The sequence below is a fragment of the Roseburia sp. 1XD42-34 genome, from assembly GCF_009917385.1.
In the GTDB taxonomy this organism is placed as follows: domain Bacteria; phylum Bacillota; class Bacilli; order Bacillales; family Amphibacillaceae; genus Virgibacillus.
In genome coordinates, this window is the sequence record NZ_QWLJ01000005.1 from 115,082 (window position 1) to 136,836 (window position 21,755).

Annotated in this window: 16 protein-coding genes and 1 other annotated feature; of the genes, 3 read left to right on the forward strand and 13 right to left on the reverse strand. The window is 38.1% G+C overall.

Annotation, left to right across the window (positions count from 1 at the left end; translation table 11 throughout):
• Positions 1-332: 332 nt before the first annotated feature.
• The 3 genes from aspS to D1839_RS03960 form a co-directional block, all read right to left on the reverse strand.
• The gene (gene aspS, locus D1839_RS03950) at positions 333-2,126 is read right to left on the reverse strand and encodes an aspartate--tRNA ligase (protein WP_120378581.1); all 1,794 of its coding nucleotides are present in this window, start codon (positions 2,124-2,126) and stop codon (positions 333-335) included.
• The gene (gene hisS, locus D1839_RS03955) at positions 2,119-3,408 is read right to left on the reverse strand and encodes a histidine--tRNA ligase (RefSeq protein ID WP_120378580.1); all 1,290 of its coding nucleotides are present in this window, start codon (positions 3,406-3,408) and stop codon (positions 2,119-2,121) included. The genes aspS and hisS overlap by 8 nt, the downstream gene beginning before the upstream one ends.
• A gap of 696 nt (positions 3,409-4,104) precedes the next feature.
• Positions 4,105-4,324 (reverse strand) — a binding site (T-box leader).
• A gap of 228 nt (positions 4,325-4,552) precedes the next feature.
• Positions 4,553-4,729, reverse strand: coding sequence for a hypothetical protein (locus D1839_RS03960; RefSeq protein WP_166554436.1), 177 nt, complete (start codon positions 4,727-4,729; stop codon positions 4,553-4,555).
• 178 nt (positions 4,730-4,907) lie between these two features.
• On the opposite strand from D1839_RS03960, the gene D1839_RS03965 reads away from it, so the two are divergent.
• Entirely contained in the window at positions 4,908-5,936 is a 1,029-nt protein-coding gene (locus D1839_RS03965) for an N-acetylmuramoyl-L-alanine amidase (RefSeq protein ID WP_120378578.1), read from the forward strand.
• Positions 5,937-5,966: 30 nt separating this feature from the next.
• Here the strand turns inward: D1839_RS03965 and dtd are convergent, their stop codons facing one another.
• The 7 genes from dtd to D1839_RS04000 form a co-directional block, all read right to left on the reverse strand.
• Positions 5,967-6,413: a D-aminoacyl-tRNA deacylase gene (gene dtd, locus D1839_RS03970; RefSeq protein WP_120378577.1), complete on the reverse strand. Its 447-nt coding sequence runs from the start codon at positions 6,411-6,413 to the stop codon at positions 5,967-5,969.
• A 48-nt stretch (positions 6,414-6,461) separates the two neighbouring features.
• Entirely contained in the window at positions 6,462-8,663 is a 2,202-nt protein-coding gene (locus D1839_RS03975; protein ID WP_120378576.1) for a RelA/SpoT family protein, read from the reverse strand.
• Between the two features lie 691 nt (positions 8,664-9,354).
• Positions 9,355-9,867: an adenine phosphoribosyltransferase gene (locus D1839_RS03980; protein WP_120378575.1), complete on the reverse strand. Its 513-nt coding sequence runs from the start codon at positions 9,865-9,867 to the stop codon at positions 9,355-9,357.
• On the reverse strand, positions 9,857-12,178 hold the full coding sequence (gene recJ / locus D1839_RS03985; protein ID WP_120378574.1) for a single-stranded-DNA-specific exonuclease RecJ: 2,322 nt from the start codon (positions 12,176-12,178) through the stop codon (positions 9,857-9,859). Before recJ ends, D1839_RS03980 begins: the two co-directional genes overlap by 11 nt.
• A gap of 115 nt (positions 12,179-12,293) precedes the next feature.
• Entirely contained in the window at positions 12,294-12,620 is a 327-nt protein-coding gene (locus D1839_RS03990) for a LapA family protein (protein WP_120378573.1), read from the reverse strand.
• 249 nt (positions 12,621-12,869) lie between these two features.
• Complete coding sequence (gene secDF, locus D1839_RS03995) at positions 12,870-15,140, reverse strand: protein translocase subunit SecDF (RefSeq protein WP_120378572.1); 2,271 nt, start codon at positions 15,138-15,140, stop codon at positions 12,870-12,872.
• 57 nt (positions 15,141-15,197) lie between these two features.
• A complete protein-coding gene (locus tag D1839_RS04000; protein ID WP_199689932.1) occupies positions 15,198-15,488 on the reverse strand; it encodes a post-transcriptional regulator in 291 nt (96 codons plus the stop codon).
• A gap of 118 nt (positions 15,489-15,606) precedes the next feature.
• Here D1839_RS04000 and spoVB point away from each other — a divergent pair, with 118 nt between their 5' ends.
• Positions 15,607-17,157 (forward strand): stage V sporulation protein B, encoded by a 1,551-nt coding sequence (gene spoVB / locus D1839_RS04005; protein WP_120378571.1) that lies wholly within the window; start codon positions 15,607-15,609, stop codon positions 17,155-17,157.
• A gap of 573 nt (positions 17,158-17,730) precedes the next feature.
• Here the strand turns inward: spoVB and D1839_RS04010 are convergent.
• The gene (locus D1839_RS04010) at positions 17,731-19,023 is read right to left on the reverse strand and encodes an ArsB/NhaD family transporter (protein ID WP_120378570.1); all 1,293 of its coding nucleotides are present in this window, start codon (positions 19,021-19,023) and stop codon (positions 17,731-17,733) included.
• Between the two features lie 144 nt (positions 19,024-19,167).
• Here D1839_RS04010 and D1839_RS04015 point away from each other — a divergent pair, with 144 nt between their 5' ends.
• Complete coding sequence (locus D1839_RS04015) at positions 19,168-19,554, forward strand: TIGR04086 family membrane protein (protein ID WP_120378569.1); 387 nt, start codon at positions 19,168-19,170, stop codon at positions 19,552-19,554.
• Between the two features lie 664 nt (positions 19,555-20,218).
• Here D1839_RS04015 and yajC read toward each other — a convergent pair.
• Complete coding sequence (yajC, locus tag D1839_RS04020) at positions 20,219-20,479, reverse strand: preprotein translocase subunit YajC (protein ID WP_050353181.1); 261 nt, start codon at positions 20,477-20,479, stop codon at positions 20,219-20,221.
• Positions 20,480-20,504: 25 nt separating this feature from the next.
• Positions 20,505-21,644 (reverse strand): tRNA guanosine(34) transglycosylase Tgt, encoded by a 1,140-nt coding sequence (gene tgt, locus D1839_RS04025; protein WP_120378568.1) that lies wholly within the window; start codon positions 21,642-21,644, stop codon positions 20,505-20,507.
• Between the last annotated feature and the right edge of the window lie 111 nt (positions 21,645-21,755).

Genomic DNA, 21,755 nt, shown 5'->3' on the forward strand with positions numbered 1-21,755 from the left:
TTTAACATGTCATTTCTAAAAAAATCAATCCTTAACCTTTTCCTAAATTAACGGAAGCTACTTTCACCTGGTGGTTTTCTTGTTTTAATGGCGATTCGATGAAAAATTGAATACTCTTTTGGTTTTTGACTATAGGATCGTTTGAAAAAATTGTTAGCACTCATTGCATTGCTTACTATCCGAATACTACATTTGTCATTTTTCATAGAATATACAAGCTTAACTTCATACACACACCTTATATCATTCTCTTTATAAACATGTAGGTCCTTACAGCAAAAAGCATCTGCATCCTTTACCTACTATGCCATGTACTAACGAGGTTCGAAAATCTATTTATCTGAAGCTTTGTCTTCCTTATGTGAAATGAGCTGGATGGATAATTCATCTAATTGTATCTTGTCTACTTCACTTGGTGCATTCGTTAATAGATCAGAAGCAGAAGCTGTTTTCGGGAATAAAATCGTATCTCTTAGATTCGTTCTTCCGGCTAAAAGCATAACGATTCGATCCAATCCTAAGGCTACACCTCCATGTGGCGGTGCCCCATATTCTAAAGCTTCTAACAAGAAACCAAATTGTTCTCTTGCGTCAGCTTCAGATAATCCTAACACCTTAAACATTTCCTGTTGTAGCTCCGTTTGATGAATACGAATCGACCCTCCACCTAATTCATATCCATTTAACACTAAATCATATGCATTTGCTTTCACATTTTCTGGCTCTGTATCAAGCTTTTCTCTATCCGCTTCTACAGGCGAAGTAAATGGGTGGTGTGCTGCAAAGTACCTACCTTGCTCCTCGTCATATTCCAGTAATGGCCAGTCTGTCACCCAGAGAAAGTGAAATGCAGATTGATCAATTAAGCCTAGCTCTTTCCCAAGTTTTAAGCGTAACGCACCTAAACTATCATAAACAATATTCGTTTTGTCAGCTACAAATAATAACAAGTCTCCATCTTCAGCTTGTGCTGCTTCCAATAATGCTGTTTTTTCTTCTTCGGAAATAAATTTGGCAATTGGCCCTTTTAATTCAGTACCTTCTACTTTGAGCCATGCTAGACCTTTGGCTCCATATACTTTTACAAATTCTGTTAATTTGTCAATGTCTTTTCGAGAAAGCGCCGTTCCCTGTTGCTTCACATTTAGTAATGCCACTAATCCTCCAGATTCAATAGCGCTTTGAAACACTTTAAAATTGGAATTTTTCACGATGTCAGCTACATGAATAAGTTCCATGCCAAAACGAGTATCAGGTTTATCAGAACCATAACGTGCCATTGCTTCTTCATAAGGCATTCTCTTTAGCGGCAGTGAGATGTCAATCCCTTTCACTTCTTTCATAACATACTGCATCATTTGTTCCGTTAGTTCCATAATTTCATCGCTCGTTAAGAACGATGTCTCAATATCAATTTGGGTAAATTCAGGCTGACGATCCGCTCGTAAATCTTCATCGCGAAAACAACGGGCAATCTGATAATACTTTTCGAACCCCCCCATCATAATCAGCTGTTTGAATAGTTGAGGTGACTGTGGCAAAGCATAAAACTCCCCTTTGTGCACACGGCTTGGAACGAGATAGTCCCTTGCTCCTTCCGGGGTACTTTTCGTTAATATAGGGGTTTCCATCTCTAAAAAATGCTGCTCATTTAAAAAGTGTCGAACCGCCTGTGTGATTTGATGACGTAACTTAAACGTATCCTGCAATGGCTGACGTCGCAAATCAAGGTAACGATACGTTAATCGTAAATCTTCGGAAGTTTCTGCTTTATCTTGAATAGCAAACGGTGGTGTTTTTGCTTTATTTAAAACAGTAATTGCTGAAACAATTACTTCAATTTCACCTGTTTTCATATTAGGGTTAATCGTAGATGCATCACGTTTTACAACGGTTCCTTCTACTTCAACCACATACTCACTACGAACCGTTTCTGCTATTTCTAATGCTGTCTGCGAATGATCCGGATTAAAAACAATTTGTACCGTACCAGAAGCATCACGTAAATCGATAAATATTAACCCTCCTAAATCGCGTCGCTTTTGTATCCAACCTTTCAAAAGTACAGACTCGTTTACATTCGTTTCGCTTAATGTGCCTGCCATGATGCGTTGATGCTTACTCATGTCCCTTTCCTCCTAAACACTTTTCCTTCATAAAGTCAATCAATTTATCTCTGTCTATCGTTTTTTGGTTTCCAGTGCTCATTTCCTTTACTGTAACGGTTTGATCTTTAAGCTCATCTTCCCCAATAATTAACACGAATTTTGTCTGATAACGGTCAGCTGCTTTAAATTGCCCTTTCATTTTTTTCCCTAAATAATCTTTATCTGCTTGGATACCATTTTTTCGTAAAGTGGAAACGAGTCGTATCGCCTCTTTTTGCGCTTGGTTATCAACTGCTACTACATAAGCCTCAAGAGAACGATCTACAGGAATCTTTTGATTCTCCGCATCTAACGCCATCAGTAGCCTCTCAAGCCCCATCCCAAACCCGATTCCTGGAGTGCTTGGGCCTCCTAATTCCTCAGCTAAGCCATTGTACCTTCCTCCACCTGCTAAAGTTGTAATTGCGCCAAAACCTTCTGCTTCACTCATAATTTCAAAAGCAGTGTGATTATAATAATCGAGACCGCGGACTAAATTTTTATCTACTTCATAAGCAATGCCTATCGCATCTAAATATTCTTTTACTTGTTCAAAATAATCTCTGGAGGAAACATTTAAATAATCCAGAATAGATGGAGCTGTTCGCATTGCTGGATGTTCACGATCCTGCTTACAATCCAGAACGCGTAGCGGGTTGTTTTCCAAACGCATTTGACAATCAGAGCAAAGTTCATGCTTATGTGGAGAAAAGTGCTCAATAAGTGCTTGCCTGTGATTTTCTCTACTTTCTTTGTCTCCAAGCGAATTAATGACTAATTTTAACGATGTTAATCCCATTTCCCGATAACAGCTCATTGCTAAATCGATGACTTCGGCATCAATAGCTGGATCAGCACTGCCTAGCACTTCAACCCCAAATTGATTTAACTGTCGCATTCTCCCTTTTTGTGGACGTTCATATCGAAACATTTCGGCAAAGTAATACAGTTTCGCAGGCTGGTTCGCTTGCCCGTACATTTTATGTTCTACATAGGCTCGAACTACTGGTGCTGTTCCCTCGGGTCGCAACGTAATACTTCTTCCCCCACGATCTTCAAACGTGTACATTTCTTTTTGAACAATATCTGTCGTATCTCCTACTCCTCGTTGAAATACTTCTGTATGTTCAAATAAAGGCGTCCTTATTTCTTCATAATGAAATCTGCGGCATACCTGCTTAATTGTTTCCTCTACCCACTGCCACTTCCTAGAATCCCCAGGTAATACGTCTGCTGTCCCTCGTGGCGCTTTATAACTCATCCTAATAACCTCCTAATAGTAAAAATACATCATTTTGCAAAACTCACTTGATTACTTGGAATTTGTTTTCATACCGTCTTTTACAAAAAAATACATTTTATGTAAGTTGCGAAACACATGGGCATCTAGTGTTATTTGAAGGGAACGAAGCCGATATTTTAAAGCGAATCTTCATCCAATCGGGAGCTCCCCCCCATCTACTGCTAAATAAAAGCAGAAAGCTAACATCGTATGTTCTCTTGTAAAAGAAAAAACACTATTTCTACGTGCGATGCATTGCTGACATAACTTCCCTTGCTCTTGAAAAAGTGGGGCAGGCACGCCTCCAGCTTTAACATCTTGCAGGTCATTCGAATCTGGCATTTAGGTGCTGTTATCTTTCGCTTCGCCTTTGTAGCTCACATCCTCCATTCTTAGACCGTGGGAGTCTACAGAGACTTGTTACGGGATAAAAGAATCATGCCACTAAAACAGGGGGACGCCGACGTCTGGACCTCAAGCTCGTTTTTAAGTCGTCCTTCCTTTTACAGGCGAACCGATGAGGTCTTATCGTTGGGTACATTTCTAAATTCGCATCGTTGCTGAGCGATGGAGCTGACGTGGCTAGTCAGTTATTTCGTTATCCCCAAGCACCTCATTTTACGCTTTCTTAGCTTAATAAATAAAAACCCTCGTCCCCCTATTATTTTTCAATAAATAAGGGACGAGAGTTTTACCCGCGTTGCCACCCTAGTTGATGTTATGTACATCCGCTTCATGCAGTTAACGCCTGCGATACGTTTATACCTACTAGAAATTCGATATAAAACCTCGGGAACGTCTTTCATTGGGCCGACCACGCAAAATGCTTCCAGCCAACGGCATTTTTTCTCTGGACAGTTCGGTTGCCAATTACTTTTTCCTTCATAGGTCTCTCGACTATATCCAATTACAGTAAGGAAGAGGATTTTCTTCCCTAGATTCAAAAATAAAGACCGCTTACGAAATAAAGGCATTTTTAGATATGTCATCTCCCACTTAGACTTTTGTAGTATGGACTTCATCAATCTTGGAGTGGGGGTCTTACAGCGCCTTATATGCGGATAAACTCGATATTAACAATACTCATGAATGTATATTATATTAATCGTTCCTAGTCATTCTGTCAAGCACGATTAATCTTCTTCTTTAATACATTTACTTCTCTTAGCGATAGTCCTAGCTGCTCTGCCATTTCCATATGATTTGCTTCTGCTTCTACTAATTCCATGAATTGATGTAAATTCACTCCAAACACTTCTTTATATTGATGAGTATTCCATTGCTTTTCAGATGTATGCATATGAGTATAACCTCCTCTTTCGATTTAGTTTTGCCTACCCATTTAATTTTTATTATACTTAAAAGAAAGCTTGAACAATCATCTTAGATATCACAGTTTATTTTTGCACTCGAATCGAATCGTTAACAGAATAATTGTTCAACATAATGGTAACGCTATCATATTCGGAGGTGTCTTTTTGAATAAACGAATAGCATCCGTTTTAATCTCAGTAATGATCATTAGCTTTCACTGGGACAAGCCTGTCGCTGCTGAACAGCAAGGAACCGTAATTGAAAATAACGTAACGGTACGCCGAGGACCAGGAACGGATTTTCAGAAGATTGCTCAAACCAACGAAGGGGAGACGTACACCGTGACCCACCAACAATCGGAATGGGTGGAAGTCCAATTAGATAACGGTAAAGGTTGGATTCACACCAACTATATAAATTTGGATGACGTAGCGATTACACCAACAAAGATCACTATTCCAAATCGAAACACTCACATTCGCAGTGGACCTTCTACAGATGACCCTATTTCTCATTTTGTTGATAAGGGAAGTACATTTAACGTTATTTCTTCAGGGGGGGATTGGTATGAAATTAAAAACGAAGCAATCCATGGATATATTTACAAGTCACTTACTAAAGCCATTCCTCATTCAAGTAAAACTAACTTTACCGACAAATCGATTGTAATCGACGCTGGACATGGTGGAAGGGATGTTGGAGCAATAGGCGCAGCTGGAACTTTGGAAAAAGACGTGACCTTTCTAACCGCTCAAGCATTAAAAAAAGAACTGACCATGCTTGGTGCAGATGTTCGATTAACAAGACCAAGAGATGATTTCATACCTCTAAATAGCAGGATTAGTTATAGTAACAATTTCAAGACAGACGCATTTATTAGTTTACACTATAACAGCGTACCGGGCTTACCAAATGTTACAGGGATTGAGTCTTATTATTTTCAAGATACGAACCAGGATTTAGCCTCCTTGATTCAAAAGGGATTAATTAATGCGACGCAATCGGACGACCGTGGAACATCATTTGGTGATTATTTAGTTCTTCGGCAAAATATGAAATCAGCGATTTTAATAGAATTAGGGTTTATTTCAAATCAAGCTGAAGAATCAAGGCTACAAACGACGATGTACCAAAAACAGCTCGTGTCTGGAATCGTACAAGGATTAGGGGCTTATTTGGCGAATCATAAATAAACAGGAACACCCCTTTGAGGTTTGTTCCTGTCATCCCTCTTTACTATTTATAATCAATGTCACCGGGCCAGAATTCGTTAATTGTACATCCATCATCGCACCAAACGATCCTGTTTCTATATGAACACCTTCTTGAGCAATGAAACGATTAAACTGAAGATACAATTCATTTGCTTGTTCAGGTTTTGCTGCCTTCATAAAATTCGGTCTACGCCCTTTTTTCGTATCCCCATATAGAGTGAATTGCGAAATGGATAGGATACTTCCGTTCACATCTTTTAACGACAAATTCAGCTTTTGTTGCTCATCTTCAAAAACACGTAAATGTACAATTTTTTTCGCTAAATAAGCAGCGTCTTCCCACGTATCTTCATGGGTTACTCCTAATAGAACAACGAAGCCATGTCCAATTTGTCCAACTATCGAGTCATCAACGGAAACACTTGCTGCTTTTGCGCGTTGAACGACTGCTCTCATGCTACTCCCTCTTTTCTAAATTCACTTGCTTTTTTAGCATTATCATCATTACTGCACGGTACGTTTTACCGCATAAACATCAGGAATTTGCTTTATTCTTCCGACAATTTTACGAAGATGTCCTGTGTTATGGATTAGTATGGTAATTTGAATGATCGCCATTTTATTTCGATCCGACCGTCCATTAACATAGGTGATATTCGTCTTTGTTTCATTAATTGCCTGTAGCACTTCGTTCACTAATCCTCTGCGATCGAAACCAGAGATTTCTAAATCAACATGGTATTGCTTCTTTTCTGTACGGCTGTTTTCCCATTCGACATGTAAAAAGCGCTGTTTCGCTTCCTCCGTCTGCACATTGGGACAGTCAGCTCGATGAACAGATACACCTCTGCCTTTTGTAATATAGCCAACAATTTGGTCACCAGGTACCGGGTTACAGCATTTCGACAAACGAACCAGCAGATTATCGATTCCCTCTACTTTGACACCCGAATCACGTTTGTTAATCCTCTTTTGTTTTACATCTGTTTTTACTTCTTCAATAGTTTGTTCAAGAGCTTGTTGTTTTTCTCGAGATTGTCTTAATTTTTCTGTTAATTTTGTGGCAATAGCAGCAGCCGTAATTCCTTGATAACCAACAGCTGCATACATATCATCTGCACTGGAAAAATTATACTTCTCATACACCCGCTGCAAATTTTCTTGTGTTAAGACATCTTTTGGCTCTATATTAAGGCTCCGAATTTCACGATCAACTGCCTCTTTCCCCTTTAATACATTTTCTTCACGACGTTGTTTTTTAAAGAATTGCTTTATTTTACTTTTAGCCTGTGAAGTCTGCGTTATTTTAAGCCAATCTTGCGAAGGTCCATAAGAATGTTTTGATGTCATTACTTCAACGATATCGCCGTTTTTCAACTTATAATCAAGTGGTTCCATCTTACCGTTTACTTTAGCTCCAATCGTTTTATTCCCGATTTCCGTATGGATTTTATAAGCAAAATCTAACGGCACAGAACCAGCAGGAAGTTCAATGACGTCCCCTTTAGGAGTAAATACATAGACCATGTCTGAGAATAAATCAACTTTTAGTGATTCCATGAATTCTTCTGCATCATGTGTATCGTTTTGCCATTCCAAAATTTCTCGGAACCATGTCAATTTTTCCTCAAAAGATTGCTTATCCATATTTACTTGCTTACCTTCTTTGTAAGCCCAATGTGCAGCAATTCCATACTCAGCGATTTCATGCATTTCTCTTGTACGAATTTGCACTTCTAAAGGATCCCCTTTAGGACCAATCACTGTCGTATGCAAGGATTGATAAAGATTTGGCTTTGGCATCGCAATATAATCTTTAAACCTTCCCGGCATTGGTTTCCAACATGTATGAATAATTCCCAAAACAGCATAACAATCCTTAATACTATTGACTAAAATCCGGACAGCCAGCAGATCATAGATTTCATTGAATTGCTTATTTTGTTTAACCATTTTGCGATAAATGCTGTATAAATGCTTTGGTCTACCAGATAATTCTGCTTCAATATTCATTTCTCTTAATTGTTTGGAAACTTGTTCCATTACTTCTTTAATATAAGATTCGCGCTGCTCTCTCTTTTGCTTCATCAATTGAACGATTCGATAATATTGCTGAGGATTCAAATAACGTAATGCCGTATCCTCTAATTCCCATTTAATTGTCGAAATCCCTAGTCGATGAGCAAGTGGGGAAAATATTTCTAACGTTTCATTCGCTATTCGACGTTGTTTTTCCGGAGGCAAATGCTTCAATGTACGCATATTATGCAAGCGATCGGCTAATTTAATTAAAATCACCCGAATATCCTTTGCCATCGCAACAAACATTTTTCGATGATTTTCTGCTTGTTGAGCCTCTTTCGATTTATACTTTATTTTCCCTAATTTAGTAACCCCATCAACTAACATAGCAACTTCATGATTAAACGCTTCTTCCACATCTTCTACAGACACATTCGTATCTTCAACCACATCGTGAAGAAATCCTCCTGCAATCGTTTCAGCATCCATCCCTAGTTCTGTTAGTATTCCAGCCACCTGTACGGGGTGAATAATATACGGCTCGCCAGATTTTCTAAACTGGTCGGCATGAGCTTTTTCGGCAAATTCGTATGCTTGGCGAATAAAAGCAGTATCCTCTTCCGGCAGATACTGACCTGCCTTATTTAAAATGTCATCTATTGTCATAATATCGGTTTTTGCCATTAAAAATCACCTTTATTCGCTATATCGAGTCTAATTATTACTTTAAATAGTTACATTATATGCTTTTAAACTCTATGTGTCCATTGTTAGAATCAGCCAAATTAGGATAACTTAGAGAAAATTTAAGTTTAAACAAACTTATAAGTCTAATCATTCCAAAGAATTAATGCCTTTTTTATCATTAAGAAGTACCAAGAGCGTAACGTAAGCACTTGTTTAGCAATGACAACCGAGCTCCAGTTGGATATTTCCACTGTAACAAGTCTCAGTGTCGGAGATAACAGCACCTAAATGCCCTATTTTGTAAGCGGATCTTTAGGTCATACCATTACGGTACTAGCAAACCGTAGATGAATGAACTCCTATTGATTGAATTCATTTTGTTGTGGGAGAGCGCTATTCCAGACATAGAACTTAGAATCACTCGGGCAACATGAACATAAGAGAAAAGCTTGGCTGGGTGTAATATATGTACGAAAGATATTTTCATTCTGTTATATGCTATAGTAAGTTGCATCCTTAAAAACAGCTTTGTATTTGTAATTTGATACCCCAGTATTTACTTTTGTGTTCGTTTTTTAATATATCTAAGAATGATTGATTGTCAACTTCTTTGTACGCGCTGTAGACGACTTTTAACTTATAACAATAGGCCTAACGATTGCTGATCGTCAGACCCCGTGTTAGCCGTCTAATACCGCATTAAGGTTAATACATCATAGCCTTTTAGTTTTTCCATTCCATTAAGATAGCTTAATTCAATAAAAAATGCACAGCCAACAACAATTCCTCCAAGTTCTTCTACCAATTGAATCGTTGCTTGAATCGTTCCCCCTGTTGCCAGTAAATCATCGGTGATTAACACGCGTTGGCCCGGCTTAATGGCATCCTTATGAATAGTTAATACGTTTTTTCCATATTCCAAACCATAATCTACTTTAATCACTTCACGAGGAAGTTTCCCTTCCTTTCTTACCGGAGCAAAACCTACACCAAGCGAATAAGAAACAGGGCATCCTATGATAAACCCCCTTGCTTCCGGGCCTACAACAACATCAATTTTCTTTTCTTTCGCATAAGCTACAATTTCATCTACAGCTGAGTGAAAGGCCTCTCCATTAGCCATTAACGGTGTAATATCTTTAAATTTAACTCCTTCTTTTGGCCAATCTTCAACAATTTTAATGTGCTTTTTAAAATCCATAACTAAGTTCCTCCTTGGGTCTTCCCAAATGTTCCATACAGTTTGTAAAATAGTTTTTTAATTGTTCATAATTAGAGTAATACAGCTTCCTTTCAATCTCAGCTTGTTGCATGCGTTTTTGATATGTCTTCGAATCCTGTAAATCTCTCTTTAATGGGTTATTCACTAGTTGGATCATTCTACCTTCTATGTGTATAAAATGAAGTTCATAAAATACATGGATAATAAATAATAATTTTTCTTTACTCCACCCTTTTGTTTGCGAAAATGCAGGTAACTCTTTATCAAGAGATACTACTTTTTGCTGTTGTAATAAACCATACATCCATTTAAAGTCCTCTCTGGTAGGAAAAGCGCGTAAATAAGTGCTATCTTCTACATAATAACATACATGAATATTTTTTGGTTTTGTTTGCTTCAGTACTTGTTCTAAGTCATTTAAACGTGAAGGCATCGTAAATATAAATAATGTATCCAGCTCTCCAATGGAAGACCAGTCATCTTCATATGCCTGATGGGGAACCCCTAACGACTGTGCTCGCTGCTCATCTCCGACACCGTAAATCAATGCGCTAGCATGAACGAATAATTTTAAATTTGTTTGACGCTTTCCACGATGATCAAACAATTGCCACTCATCAATTGACATATCATGAATCATCAATTGCGGCTTTCGATTGCCGTTCCATTCATTAATAGTCAGCTCCCCTACTATGTTAATAGGAGTACGCGGAGTTAAATAATGGTATAGTTCACCTATTCCAAAACCGATCGCATCAAGCTGCGTATCGTCTGCTTTAAATTGTAGCTTAAGATGATTTTTCATACTGCCGATTTGCCGCAGTTGTTCAGGAACCCCTTTGATATGAAATAATGGTTTTGGATTATGCATTCCAAATGGAGCTAATTGTTGAATAGCTTCAATTAACGATAACGTTACTTGCGAAACAGGCAATGTTGAGTTTATGCTAAGTTCTTGCTTATAATCTTCTTCTGATAATAGCTGCATGATTTGTTCGTTTAAGGCTTGATGTAATAACTTAACTTGCGCTATCTCCAATGTCATCCCTGCAGCTTGTGAATGCCCTCCAAATTGCTGAAACAAATGGCTTACTTTCATGCAATTCTGGAACAAGTCAAAAGCTGGGATGCTTCTTGCGGATCCCTTAGCAATCCCTTGATCAGCTTTTATGGAAAGTACGATAGCTGGTTTGTCCCACTTGCGAACTAGTTTTGATGCGACAATTCCTAATACGCCTTCATTCCATCCTTCTTTTGCAACCACAATAACCCCTTGTTCTGTTTCGTTTTCCAACATCCGTTCTGCTTCTTCGACAATTTGTTGAACCAATTGTTGCCGTTCACGATTGAGCACTTCCATTTCTTCTGCAATGGTTTTTGCCTCTTCTGGATCTTCTGTCAGCATTAATTCCACCGCCATGTCGGCAGACTGCAGTCTGCCGACAGCATTTAATCTAGGTCCGATAACAAAACCTACATCTTCTTCGGTCACGTTTCCATCTATATTGGCAGCTTGTTTCAGTGCTTTCAATCCATGATGGGTTGTATTTGCTAACTCCTTTAAGCCGTAGTAAACCAAAATCCGGTTTTCATCTAATAAAGGTACCAGATCAGCAACCGTCCCTATCGCAACAAAGCTTAATAGATGTTTTGGAACATACCCAAGTAAAGCTTCTGCAAATTTAAACGCCACTCCTACACCAGCTAATTCTTGAAATAAATAATCTGGCGAGCATTTTGGATGAATAATCGCATAACAATCAGGCAATTCTTCCTGAACTTCATGATGGTCTGTGATGATTAAATCTACGTCCAATTGTTTTGCCACTTTCGCTTCTTCAACTGCAGCAACGCCTGTATCTACAGTAATAATTAGCGTATATCCTTCTCGATGTGCTTGACGAAAAGCAGCTTCATTCGGTCCATAACCTTCAGTGAATCGATTTGGAATATAATAATCACACTGAGCGCCAAGCTCTTGTAATGCCTTTATCATCACTGTTGTAGCAGTGACTCCATCCGCATCATAATCACCAAAGACAAGTACCTTTTCGCCTTGTTGAACCGCTTTTTGTACTCGCTTTACCGCTTTATCTATCGAAAGAAGATTATCTGGACTGTGTAAATCATTCAAATCGGGTTTTAGAAATTTGGATGCAGCTTGCTTGGTCGTTATCCCTCTTTGTAATAATAACTCTTCTATAATAGGGGAAACTTGCGAGGAATCTTCCCATTTAAAGTTCGCTTTTTCTTTACCTATAAACTTCCAATTAGCCTTACTTAACAACATAATTTGCCCCCCTGACCAATTCATTATACATAATCAAATACAGGGGGGGCAACTAGATTTCCTTTATTGGACTATTTTTTATCATGTGATAACTAGCTTATGCTTTAACATATAGCTACTGCTTTTCCTCCTCTATCATGGAAACAGTTTCGTTTTCTACTTGATGATATGGAATACCTGCTTCTTCTAATTTGTTCATCAAATTGAAATTTTCTGCTTCGAGACGTTTCATCTCTCTTTGCATGCAGTACATTTTTATTAATCCAACTGTTGCAGTAATTAAACCGCCCATAAGAACGGAAAATAAAATAACAAGAATTAATGGTGATTCTAAAGACCAGAAAAGATAGTTTACTTCAACCGTCTCCACGTTTGTAACAGCAAATACAGCTACAATAATAACAAAAATAATAGCAAAAATAACATAGGTTTGACCTTTCATTGTTCGACCTCCTCTGCATGATGCACGCGCTAAATTTTTCCCGAATTTACTCATTTGTAAACATAGTTTTTAAATCCATATCTTTTTTACAAACATCATAGGATTGGAAAGTTTTCACGTTACTATCAAAGATGTATAACACGAGCTAAATTCTTCGCAAAACGCATCCTATTTATTTCCTTATTTTGCTTAAAAGAAAAGAGGCTAATTCAAAAGCAGTCAGCTTTAGACATCAGCCTCGTTATCATATTATACTTGTGGACCTTCTACACGTTTTTTCTTTCTAAAATCAACTGGTTTTTTCTTAATCATTTTACCTCGCCATACGAGCCACAGCTGTGAGGCTAAGAAAAGCGACGAATACGTACCAGCTACTAGACCAAACGTTAAAGCAACCGCAAATCCACCAATGGATTCAGCGCCTAAAAATAGAAATGCTAGTACGGCGATTAATGTTGTGATGGATGTATTTATACTACGTACAAAAGTTTGTACCAAACTGCGGTTAACAATAATCGCAAGCTCTTTGAACGATTTGATTTTTTTCTTTTTCCTTAAGTTCTCTCTTATACGGTCAAAGGTAACAATTGTATCATTTATGGAATATCCGACAATCGTTAGGATAGCGGCTACAATCGTTATATCAAATTCAATTTGTGTCACGCTAAAAATAGCAATCATAAAGAATGCATCATGTAATAAAGCAATAATCGCAGTAATAGCGAAGAAAAACTCAAAGCGAATGGTGACATAAATAATCATAAAAACGGAAGCAATGGCAACTGCATAAGCCGCATTTTTCACAAGTTCCTCACCAACAATCGGTGAAACGACACTAACGTTTGGTTCATGGCCATATGCCTCATTAAAGTGTGCTTTCACCTCTGCAATCGTGTCTTTTTCTAGTACCTTGTCAAAACGGGCAATCGCCGTTTCCCCGTTTTCCCCTGACGACACAATGGACTTGACTTCTAGTCCAAGTTCATTAAACTCATTCTCTATTTCCGCTGTCGTAACGCTTGTATCTGCTAAAATTTCAATTCTAGAACCACTGGTAAAATCAATACCTGGATTTAATTTAAATAGGGCAAGTGATACGATACCTAACACAACCATAATGGTCGATAACCAAAAAAACTTTTTCCGGTGATTGACCACATGGATCTCCCGATTAAACAGTTTCGGTTCGTCTTCTTGCTTATCCTTAATATCTTTAATGTCTGCTTTCTTCACTGCAAACCAGCTAGGGCGACGTTTTAAAAATGGACTCTTCATCCACAAGCTTAACAACAGTCGTGTACCAAAGACCGCAGTTATAAAGCTTACTAGGATACTGACGATGAGCATCGTTGCAAAACCTTTAACGGAACTTGTACCAAAAATAAATAAAACAGACGCTGCTATTAACGTCGTAATATTCGCATCTAATATGGTCGATAGTGAATTTTTCGTCCCAGCTTTAAATGCCGATATGATTGATTTTCCACTACGTAATTCTTCTTTAATACGCTCAAAAGTGATGACATTGGCATCTACCGCCATCCCAACTCCTAAGATAAGCGCCGCAATACCTGGCAATGTTAGTACGCCATTCATTAATTCAAACACAAAGAGAATAAGGTAAATATAAATCGTTAAATTAATAGCCGCAATTAACCCTGGAAAACGATAGACAGCTATCATAAAGAGAAAAATTAGCCCCACACCGATGAAGCCTGCAAAAACGGTTTTATTTAACGCTTGTTCCCCAAACTGCGCACCTACCGACGTGGAATACTTTTCTTCCATATGTACTGGTAAAGAACCAGAATTAATGACATTAGCTAACTGTTTTGCGGATTCTACGGTAAAATTCCCACTAATCATCACTTGGCTCGTGTTTAACGTTTCGTTAACACTAGGAGCGGAAACAAACTTAGGCTCATCCTTTTGATATTCCTCTGCGTAGGAATCTCCTTTTTTGTAATCCATCCAAATAACTAACAAATTATCCGGATAAGGTGTATCTGGATTATTCATATCCTTAATTTTACTTGTTACCTCACCAAACTTTTCAGCATCTTTTAACTCTAATGTAACAATTGGTTGATTACTGTTCGGATCAAAATCTTGTTTTGCACTATTTTCTTTGACGTCATTACCGCTTAATAGCTCATTATCATTGACATCTCGAAAGGAAAGCTGTGCCGTTGTCGAAAGTAATTCTCTTGCTTCGGACTGGTTTTCCACTCCGGCAAGCTGCACTCTAATTCTGTCTTCCCCTTCAATATCAATACTTGCTTCACTAATTCCAAGACGGTTAACGCGATCATTCAATGTTTCAACCGTCGATTCCAATGTTGTTCGGTCTACTTCTTTAGCTTCATCAACAGGTTCCACTTCATATAAAACTTCAAATCCACCTTGTAAATCCAATCCTAAATTAATATCTTTCGTAATTCCTGTAACCGTCGTTCCAATTGTACCAGCAAAGACAAGTACGATTAGAAAAAAGGCAACAATTCTGCCTCTGTTTTTCATTCTAAAATGGCCTCCCTTTTATCCATAGGGTAAATCAATATGTAAGTACATTTTCCGCTATTGCTCTGCATTTGTTACAGCTGCAATAGATGCAAACAAATCATCATGTTGATACGCACTTACGGTTAAGTAACTCATATAAGTCACGGTTGTTAATTGGAAAATATCCTCTACCACTTCATAGATCCGTTTTTCAGGATCACCTTTCCATACTTTTTGTATGAGACATTTCCAAACATCTTCTGCTGTTGCTTCTGCATATCCCATTAAATGGAATTCCTCGGCCTTACTTTGTAAAGCAGGAATAACCATGCCTTTCCACTCAGATACTGGTTGTACAATTTCCAACAAAGCTCCCTCCTTTTATGGAGTATGAAAATTTCTATTCTTGTCATGCTTGGCCTATCCATTCGCATATATATCATTGTATATGATATTCCATTATTTGAGAAGGCAGGTCGTCTAGATGACGAAACAAACATTTTTACAAGGTACACTTATTCTTATTCTAGCAGGGATGATCACTCGATTTCTTGGATTTATTAATCGGATTGTTGTTGCACGATTAATTGGGGAAGAAGGCGTCGGTCTGTATATGATGGCTTTACCAACCTTTTTCCTCGTTATTACGCTAACTCAACTTGGCTTACCTGTAGCTATCTCGAAACGAATTGCTGAAGCAGAAGCTCGCGGTGATAAAGCGAAAACCAAACAAATCGTCATCGTATCATTAGTTATTACTGGTATTTCCAGTATCATTTTTTCCACTTTAATGATACTAGCAACTCCTTTTGTCGCAACTCACCTACTTACAGATCAAAGAACATTGTATCCATTACTTGCAATCAGCCCAATTATCCCCATTATCGCTATTTCATCCGTCTTACGGGGCTATTTTCAAGGCAAACAAAATATGAAACCACAAAGCTATGCGCAAGTACTGGAACAAGTAGTACGGATTAGTTGTGTAGCATTATTTGTGAAATTACTATTGCCTTTTGGGCTTGAATATGCTGCAGCAGGAGCGATGTTTAGTATTATTTTAGGGGAACTTGTCTCCCTTATCTACATGTTGCGCCAATTCAATCGAAAAAAGCACATGAAAGTAAGAAAAAACTTTTTCTCCTATTTATCATCAAGTAGAACGACATTAAAAGAGCTTTTCTCTATTGCTTTACCTAGTACAGGCAGCCGCTTCATTGCTTCTATTTCGCATTTTCTAGAGCCGATTTTAGTTGCGCAAAGCCTCGCAATTGCCGGCGTTTCCAGTACTTTGGCAACGAAACAATATGGAGAGTTAACAGGCTATGTACTCCCTTTACTATTTTTACCGACATTTATTACCCAATCACTGTCCGTTGCTTTAGTCCCTTCTATTTCGGAAGCAGAAGCAACGAAAAGTATAAATTTGATTCACTATCGAATCCATCAAGCGATCCGCATTTCGTTTGCATCTGGTGCAATAGCTACGATTGTGCTAACCTTATTTTCTATACCTATTTTAACATATATGTATGGATCTGCTAATGCAAGTAAATTTATTATTTTAATGGCTCCATTTTTTATTTTACTTTATATCCAAGCTCCATTACAAGCAGCATTACAAGCTCTTGACCTTGCTAAAGCTGCCATGTGGAACAGCCTGATTGGAGCATTCTGCAAGCTCACTGTTCTATTTTTACTCGCTTCTAATCCGAATTTTGGAATTATGGGAGTCGCATTAGCTATTTCCTTAAGTGTTGTATTAATTACACTTTTACATTTAGGTGCTTTGTATAAAGCCATTAAATTTAGTATCCCGGTTTTAGATATTTTAAAAATGATTTCACTCTTACTAATGACATGGGGAGTAGGTGAACTCCTAAAAAAAATATATATAAATATGCATGGCGGGATTTTGTTATTAATTGGTATATTGGCTGTATTCAGTTGCATTTATGTACTATTTCTCTTTTTACTCCGTTTTATCACGAAAGAAGAGCTAAAACAGATTCCTTTCTTACAAAAATGGTTTTAAATGGTATTTACGAGCAAAAGGTTTGTCATTTATGAATTCAACCAAATAGCCTATTTCAATCAGCGGGAAGGTTCATCATCCTCACGGCTTGTTAGTAACATAATAATATGACCGAAAAGACTCTGAACCTCATTGGGCATTTAGGTGCTGTTATCTCCTACTTAGTCTTGATGCAGTCAAATTATCTAAAACCTTGAAGTGGGAACCTTACAGCACTTTATATACGGGGTAAAAGCCCCTTCCATCAATAGCGGACTTACTTACATTCGAGACAAATAAATATAAAAAATAAAGAGGCTGAGGCATAAGAAATTCACTATATAGAAAAAAGCCGAACACTTTATAATTGTTCGGCTTGTTTGTATTTTAAAAATTCCTATCACCACGACCGGAAAGTCAAAATACTTCGTTTTCCACAGATCTCCTCAGCTTCCTCGAAAAGCAAAATTCGCTTCCCTTCAAGTCCTTCAGCTCACATTGTTCCCGCTGGAGTTGACTACGCTAAAATCTTGCATGTATATTTGATGATTTACTGTTTATTTTTCTAATCAGCTGTTTTAGTGTGTCTTGTTTTCATCCCATATATGGTAGTAAATAGCGAATATAGAGATAAATGGTGGCAACGATCAATGATATAATTACGAGTGGAATTCCGTAGAGTAAAAAGCGAACAAACGATATACTTTCCTTCGCTCCTTCAGCTAAACCTGCCACCACTACATTAGCAGAAGCGCCGATCAACGTTGCGTTTCCCCCTAGACATGCGCCTAAAGCCAATGCCCACCAAATTGGATCTAAATACATCATTCCATAGCTTTCAAACTCTTGAACAACTGGAATCATCGCAGCGACAAAAGGGATATTATCCACAATACCAGAAAATAAACCAGAGACCCATAAAACCAACAATGCTGTTTGTACATAGTCGCCATCGGTAATTACTACGATTGCCCTCGCGATTTCATCAATGACGCCTACTTCTTCTAAACCGCCTACTAGAGTAAATAAGCCAATAAAAAAGAACAATGTAACCCACTCTATTTTTGCAAATATTTGTTCTGCTGCCACTTCTTTTTCCGTCAATAGCAGCAGCAATATAGCGCCAGATAACGCTACAGTAGTCAATTCAACATACAAAAATGCATGTAGTAAAAAACCGATTATCGTTAATAAGAGGACTGTGATCGATTGATATAACATTGGTGTTCGATGCAAATAAGCTTGTGCGTCCATTGCTAGCAACTGTTTAACATCCAAGCTCGTCCGTCGTAAGGACTTTCGAAACAACACCCAAACAAAGACAAGCATAATCCCGAATAGGATAACGGCGATGGGAGCCATATGGATCAAAAATGACGTAAAGGTTAAATGCTCTACCGCTTGTCCGATCATAATATTAGGTGGATCCCCAATCAATGTTGCTGCACCGCCAATATTGGAACTGAAAATAATTATGAGTAAATACGGAAACGCGGGCAAATTTAACAGTTTCGTTATTTTGAGCATGATTGGAACGAAAATTAATACCGTTGTTACATTATCCAGCAATGCTGAGCCAATTCCGGTTAATACCCCCGCGCCAATCAGAAGAGGGATTGGTGCGCCTTTCACTTGTTGTGCAAAACCAATTGCCATATAAGCAAACAAACCTGTCTTTTCTGTAATGGCAATTAATACCATCATGGAAAATAAGAGGGCGATCGTATTCCAATCAATATATTCTGTTAACATACGCTCGGCAGAGTAGATTCCAGTCAATAAAAGCAATACACCACCAGTTAAAGTAACCAATGCACGATTAATTTGCTCTGTCATAATAAATACATAACAACAAATAAAAATGAATGACGCTATAATAATTTCCAACCAAACCCCTACTTTCTTTTCTTACCTATATCATTTCTTTACTCCAACTATATGTAACAAAAAAAGAAAATATTTTTCGTCTATTATTTTTTCAAGATGAATAGGATGAAAGTAGGTGGACAATCTGGAAAGGAGGGAATGATCATGCGCAGTAAGCAATGGGTGGCATTATTATATGGATGGATCATTGTATTGGGCTTAATGATGGTCGCTAGCTTTGTATTAGCATTATTACTTCGATTTACTACATTTAACGAACCTGCTCTGTCATGGGTCACTTTTGTCATCGGTCTGATCAGTTTATTTCTGGGAGGCCTCGCAGCAGGAATCAAGGGCAAAGCAAAAGGCTGGATGATCGGGATATTTACAGGTGCAGGATTTACGCTATTTGTTTTATCCGTACAATATCTGGGCTACCAGCAAGGATTTTCACTAGAACAATCAATTCATCACACTGGATACATGGCAGCTGCATTATTTGGCGGCGCAGTAGGTGTTAATATCGCAGGAGAAGAAGCAAGCGATAAATAGATCGTCAATTGGTGGAACATTATTTCCTTTATACAAATATGATAATAACAACACCTTAGGGGAGAAAAAATGAAATAGAGGACAGGTTATTTGAAAGGAATAAAACAGCGGCAATTTGGGTTTAAAGATTTATACTTGAGAAAAAAATTAGATAGTAAACGATATCATCTATAGATAAAGTGCATAATTTAATCAGTAGGGGTTTTCATGCATACCTCCACGGCTACTACTAAAAGTAGGCGTCTTACTGCACCTTATAACGGAGAAATGGAGAAAAAACCCCGCAAATATTACATGGATACATTGTAATAGCTCTTTCATTGCAAATGAACAAAGCCGCAAGCGCCCGGTTAGCAACGTACTGACTGGAGCGAATCAACTAAAGTTTTAGGAATCATGCAGAGGCACGAACCAATGATAACTTATCGTAAGGCGATTCGTGAAGTCGCCTAGTGGCTGGGCTCATGCGCAGGACGGGGCTATTCCGTTATATCGTTATCCCAAAGCAACAATTATTATACTTTCTTATCTCTCAAAAAAGGAACACAAAAGCAATTTTCTTTTGTGTTCCTTCGCACTTACTACCTATGTATAAAATCACGTCCGTTGGTATAAGCAACAGACGCTTGCCCATTGCCTATCTCCCTCCGCGTGCACATGGTAATTACTGCTGTTTTACTTCACGGATTGCTGAGCGATCATACGTCAGCTTAGACCCATCGCCAGCTTGAATAACTATAGTATCTTCATCCATCGCATGGATTTCCCCATGAAAACCACCGATTGTAACTACGGAGTCACCTTTTTTCAATTCCGCCTGCATTTCTCTGACTTGCTTTTGGCGCTTTTGCTGTGGGCGAATAAGTATAAAATACAGAAGCACAAACATCAAGATAATTGGTAATAAAGATGCTAACATTTCCATTGTTCCATTCCTCCCTTCTATACAATTAGAAATTCTTGGCATTCGGTTTATTAAAACCGTATTGCTCAAAGAATTCTTCTCTAAATGAGCCAAGACGATCTTCGCTAATAGCTTTTCGTACTTGCTCCATTAATTTTAACAGAAAATATAAGTTATGATAAGTAGTAAGCCTAAAACCAAACGTTTCATTACATTTAATAAGGTGACGAATATAGGCACGGGTATAATTTTTGCAAGCATGGCAATCACAGTTTTCATCAATTGGTGAAAAATCACGTGCATATTTAGCATTTCTGACTACTAAACGACCATTTGAAGTCATACATGTACCATTTCTTGCTATTCTAGTAGGGAGGACACAATCAAACATATCCACTCCTCGAACAGCACCGTCAATTAGAGAATCAGGCGAACCAACTCCCATGAGGTATCTAGGTTTATCGTCCGGCATTAAAGGAGTAGTAAACTCAAGTACACGATTCATAACGTCTTTTGGTTCACCAACAGACAATCCACCAATAGCATAACCTGGAAAATCCAAAGAGATTAAATCGTTGGCACTTTGCTTTCGCAAGTCTTCATATTCCCCACCTTGGATAATGCCGAATAAACCTTGCTCACCTTTGCGTTGATGTGCATCTAAGCATCTTTCTGCCCAACGAGATGTTCGCTCTACAGAGCTTTTCATATAAGCATGATCTGCAGGATACGGTGGACATTCATCCAATGCCATCATAATATCTGATCCTAAGTCGTTTTGAATATTGATAGCTTTCTCAGGAGATAAAAATAATTTTTCCCCGTTTAAATGACTGCGAAAATATACTCCTTGTTCAGTAATATTTCGCATTTCACTCAAGCTGAATACTTGAAAGCCTCCAGAATCCGTTAAAATAGTACCATCCCAATTCATAAACCGATGAAGCCCACCTGCTTCTTTAATGATATCCTGACCCGGTCTTAACCAAAGATGGTACGTATTAGATAAGATGATGTTAGCGTTCATCTCTGTTAGTTCTTCCGGACTCATTGTTTTTACAGTAGCCAGTGTACCTACTGGCATAAATGCAGGTGTGTCAAACGATCCATGTGGCGTATGGACACGCCCTAATCTAGCACCTGTTTGTTTACATGTTTTCTTTAATTCATAAGTGATTGGTGTCATCAGCTACTCTTCCTTTATCGATTAAACTAAATTACTTTTATCAAAATTACGCAAAGCTCATGTGCTTTTGTAAGAGGTGACACTACTAATAATAATACATATAGTAAAATG

Excerpts from the sequence above, each read along its gene's own strand:
- aspS (WP_120378581.1), bottom strand. The coding sequence starts at position 2,126 with ATGAGTAAGCATCAACGCATCATGGCAGGCACATTAAGCGAAACGAAT.
- hisS (WP_120378580.1), bottom strand. The coding sequence starts at position 3,408 with ATGAGTTATAAAGCGCCACGAGGGACAGCAGACGTATTACCTGGGGAT.
- D1839_RS03960 (WP_166554436.1), bottom strand. The coding sequence starts at position 4,729 with ATGCATACATCTGAAAAGCAATGGAATACTCATCAATATAAAGAAGTG.
- dtd (WP_120378577.1), bottom strand. The coding sequence starts at position 6,413 with ATGAGAGCAGTCGTTCAACGCGCAAAAGCAGCAAGTGTTTCCGTTGAT.
- D1839_RS03975 (WP_120378576.1), bottom strand. The coding sequence starts at position 8,663 with ATGGCAAAAACCGATATTATGACAATAGATGACATTTTAAATAAGGCA.
- D1839_RS03980 (WP_120378575.1), bottom strand. The coding sequence starts at position 9,867 with ATGGATTTTAAAAAGCACATTAAAATTGTTGAAGATTGGCCAAAAGAA.
- recJ (WP_120378574.1), bottom strand. The coding sequence starts at position 12,178 with ATGTTGTTAAGTAAGGCTAATTGGAAGTTTATAGGTAAAGAAAAAGCG.
- D1839_RS03990 (WP_120378573.1), bottom strand. The coding sequence starts at position 12,620 with ATGAAAGGTCAAACCTATGTTATTTTTGCTATTATTTTTGTTATTATT.
- secDF (WP_120378572.1), bottom strand. The coding sequence starts at position 15,140 with ATGAAAAACAGAGGCAGAATTGTTGCCTTTTTTCTAATCGTACTTGTC.
- spoVB (WP_120378571.1), top strand. The coding sequence starts at position 15,607 with ATGACGAAACAAACATTTTTACAAGGTACACTTATTCTTATTCTAGCA.
- D1839_RS04015 (WP_120378569.1), top strand. The coding sequence starts at position 19,168 with ATGCGCAGTAAGCAATGGGTGGCATTATTATATGGATGGATCATTGTA.
- yajC (WP_050353181.1), bottom strand. The coding sequence starts at position 20,479 with ATGGAAATGTTAGCATCTTTATTACCAATTATCTTGATGTTTGTGCTT.
- tgt (WP_120378568.1), bottom strand. The coding sequence starts at position 21,644 with ATGACACCAATCACTTATGAATTAAAGAAAACATGTAAACAAACAGGT.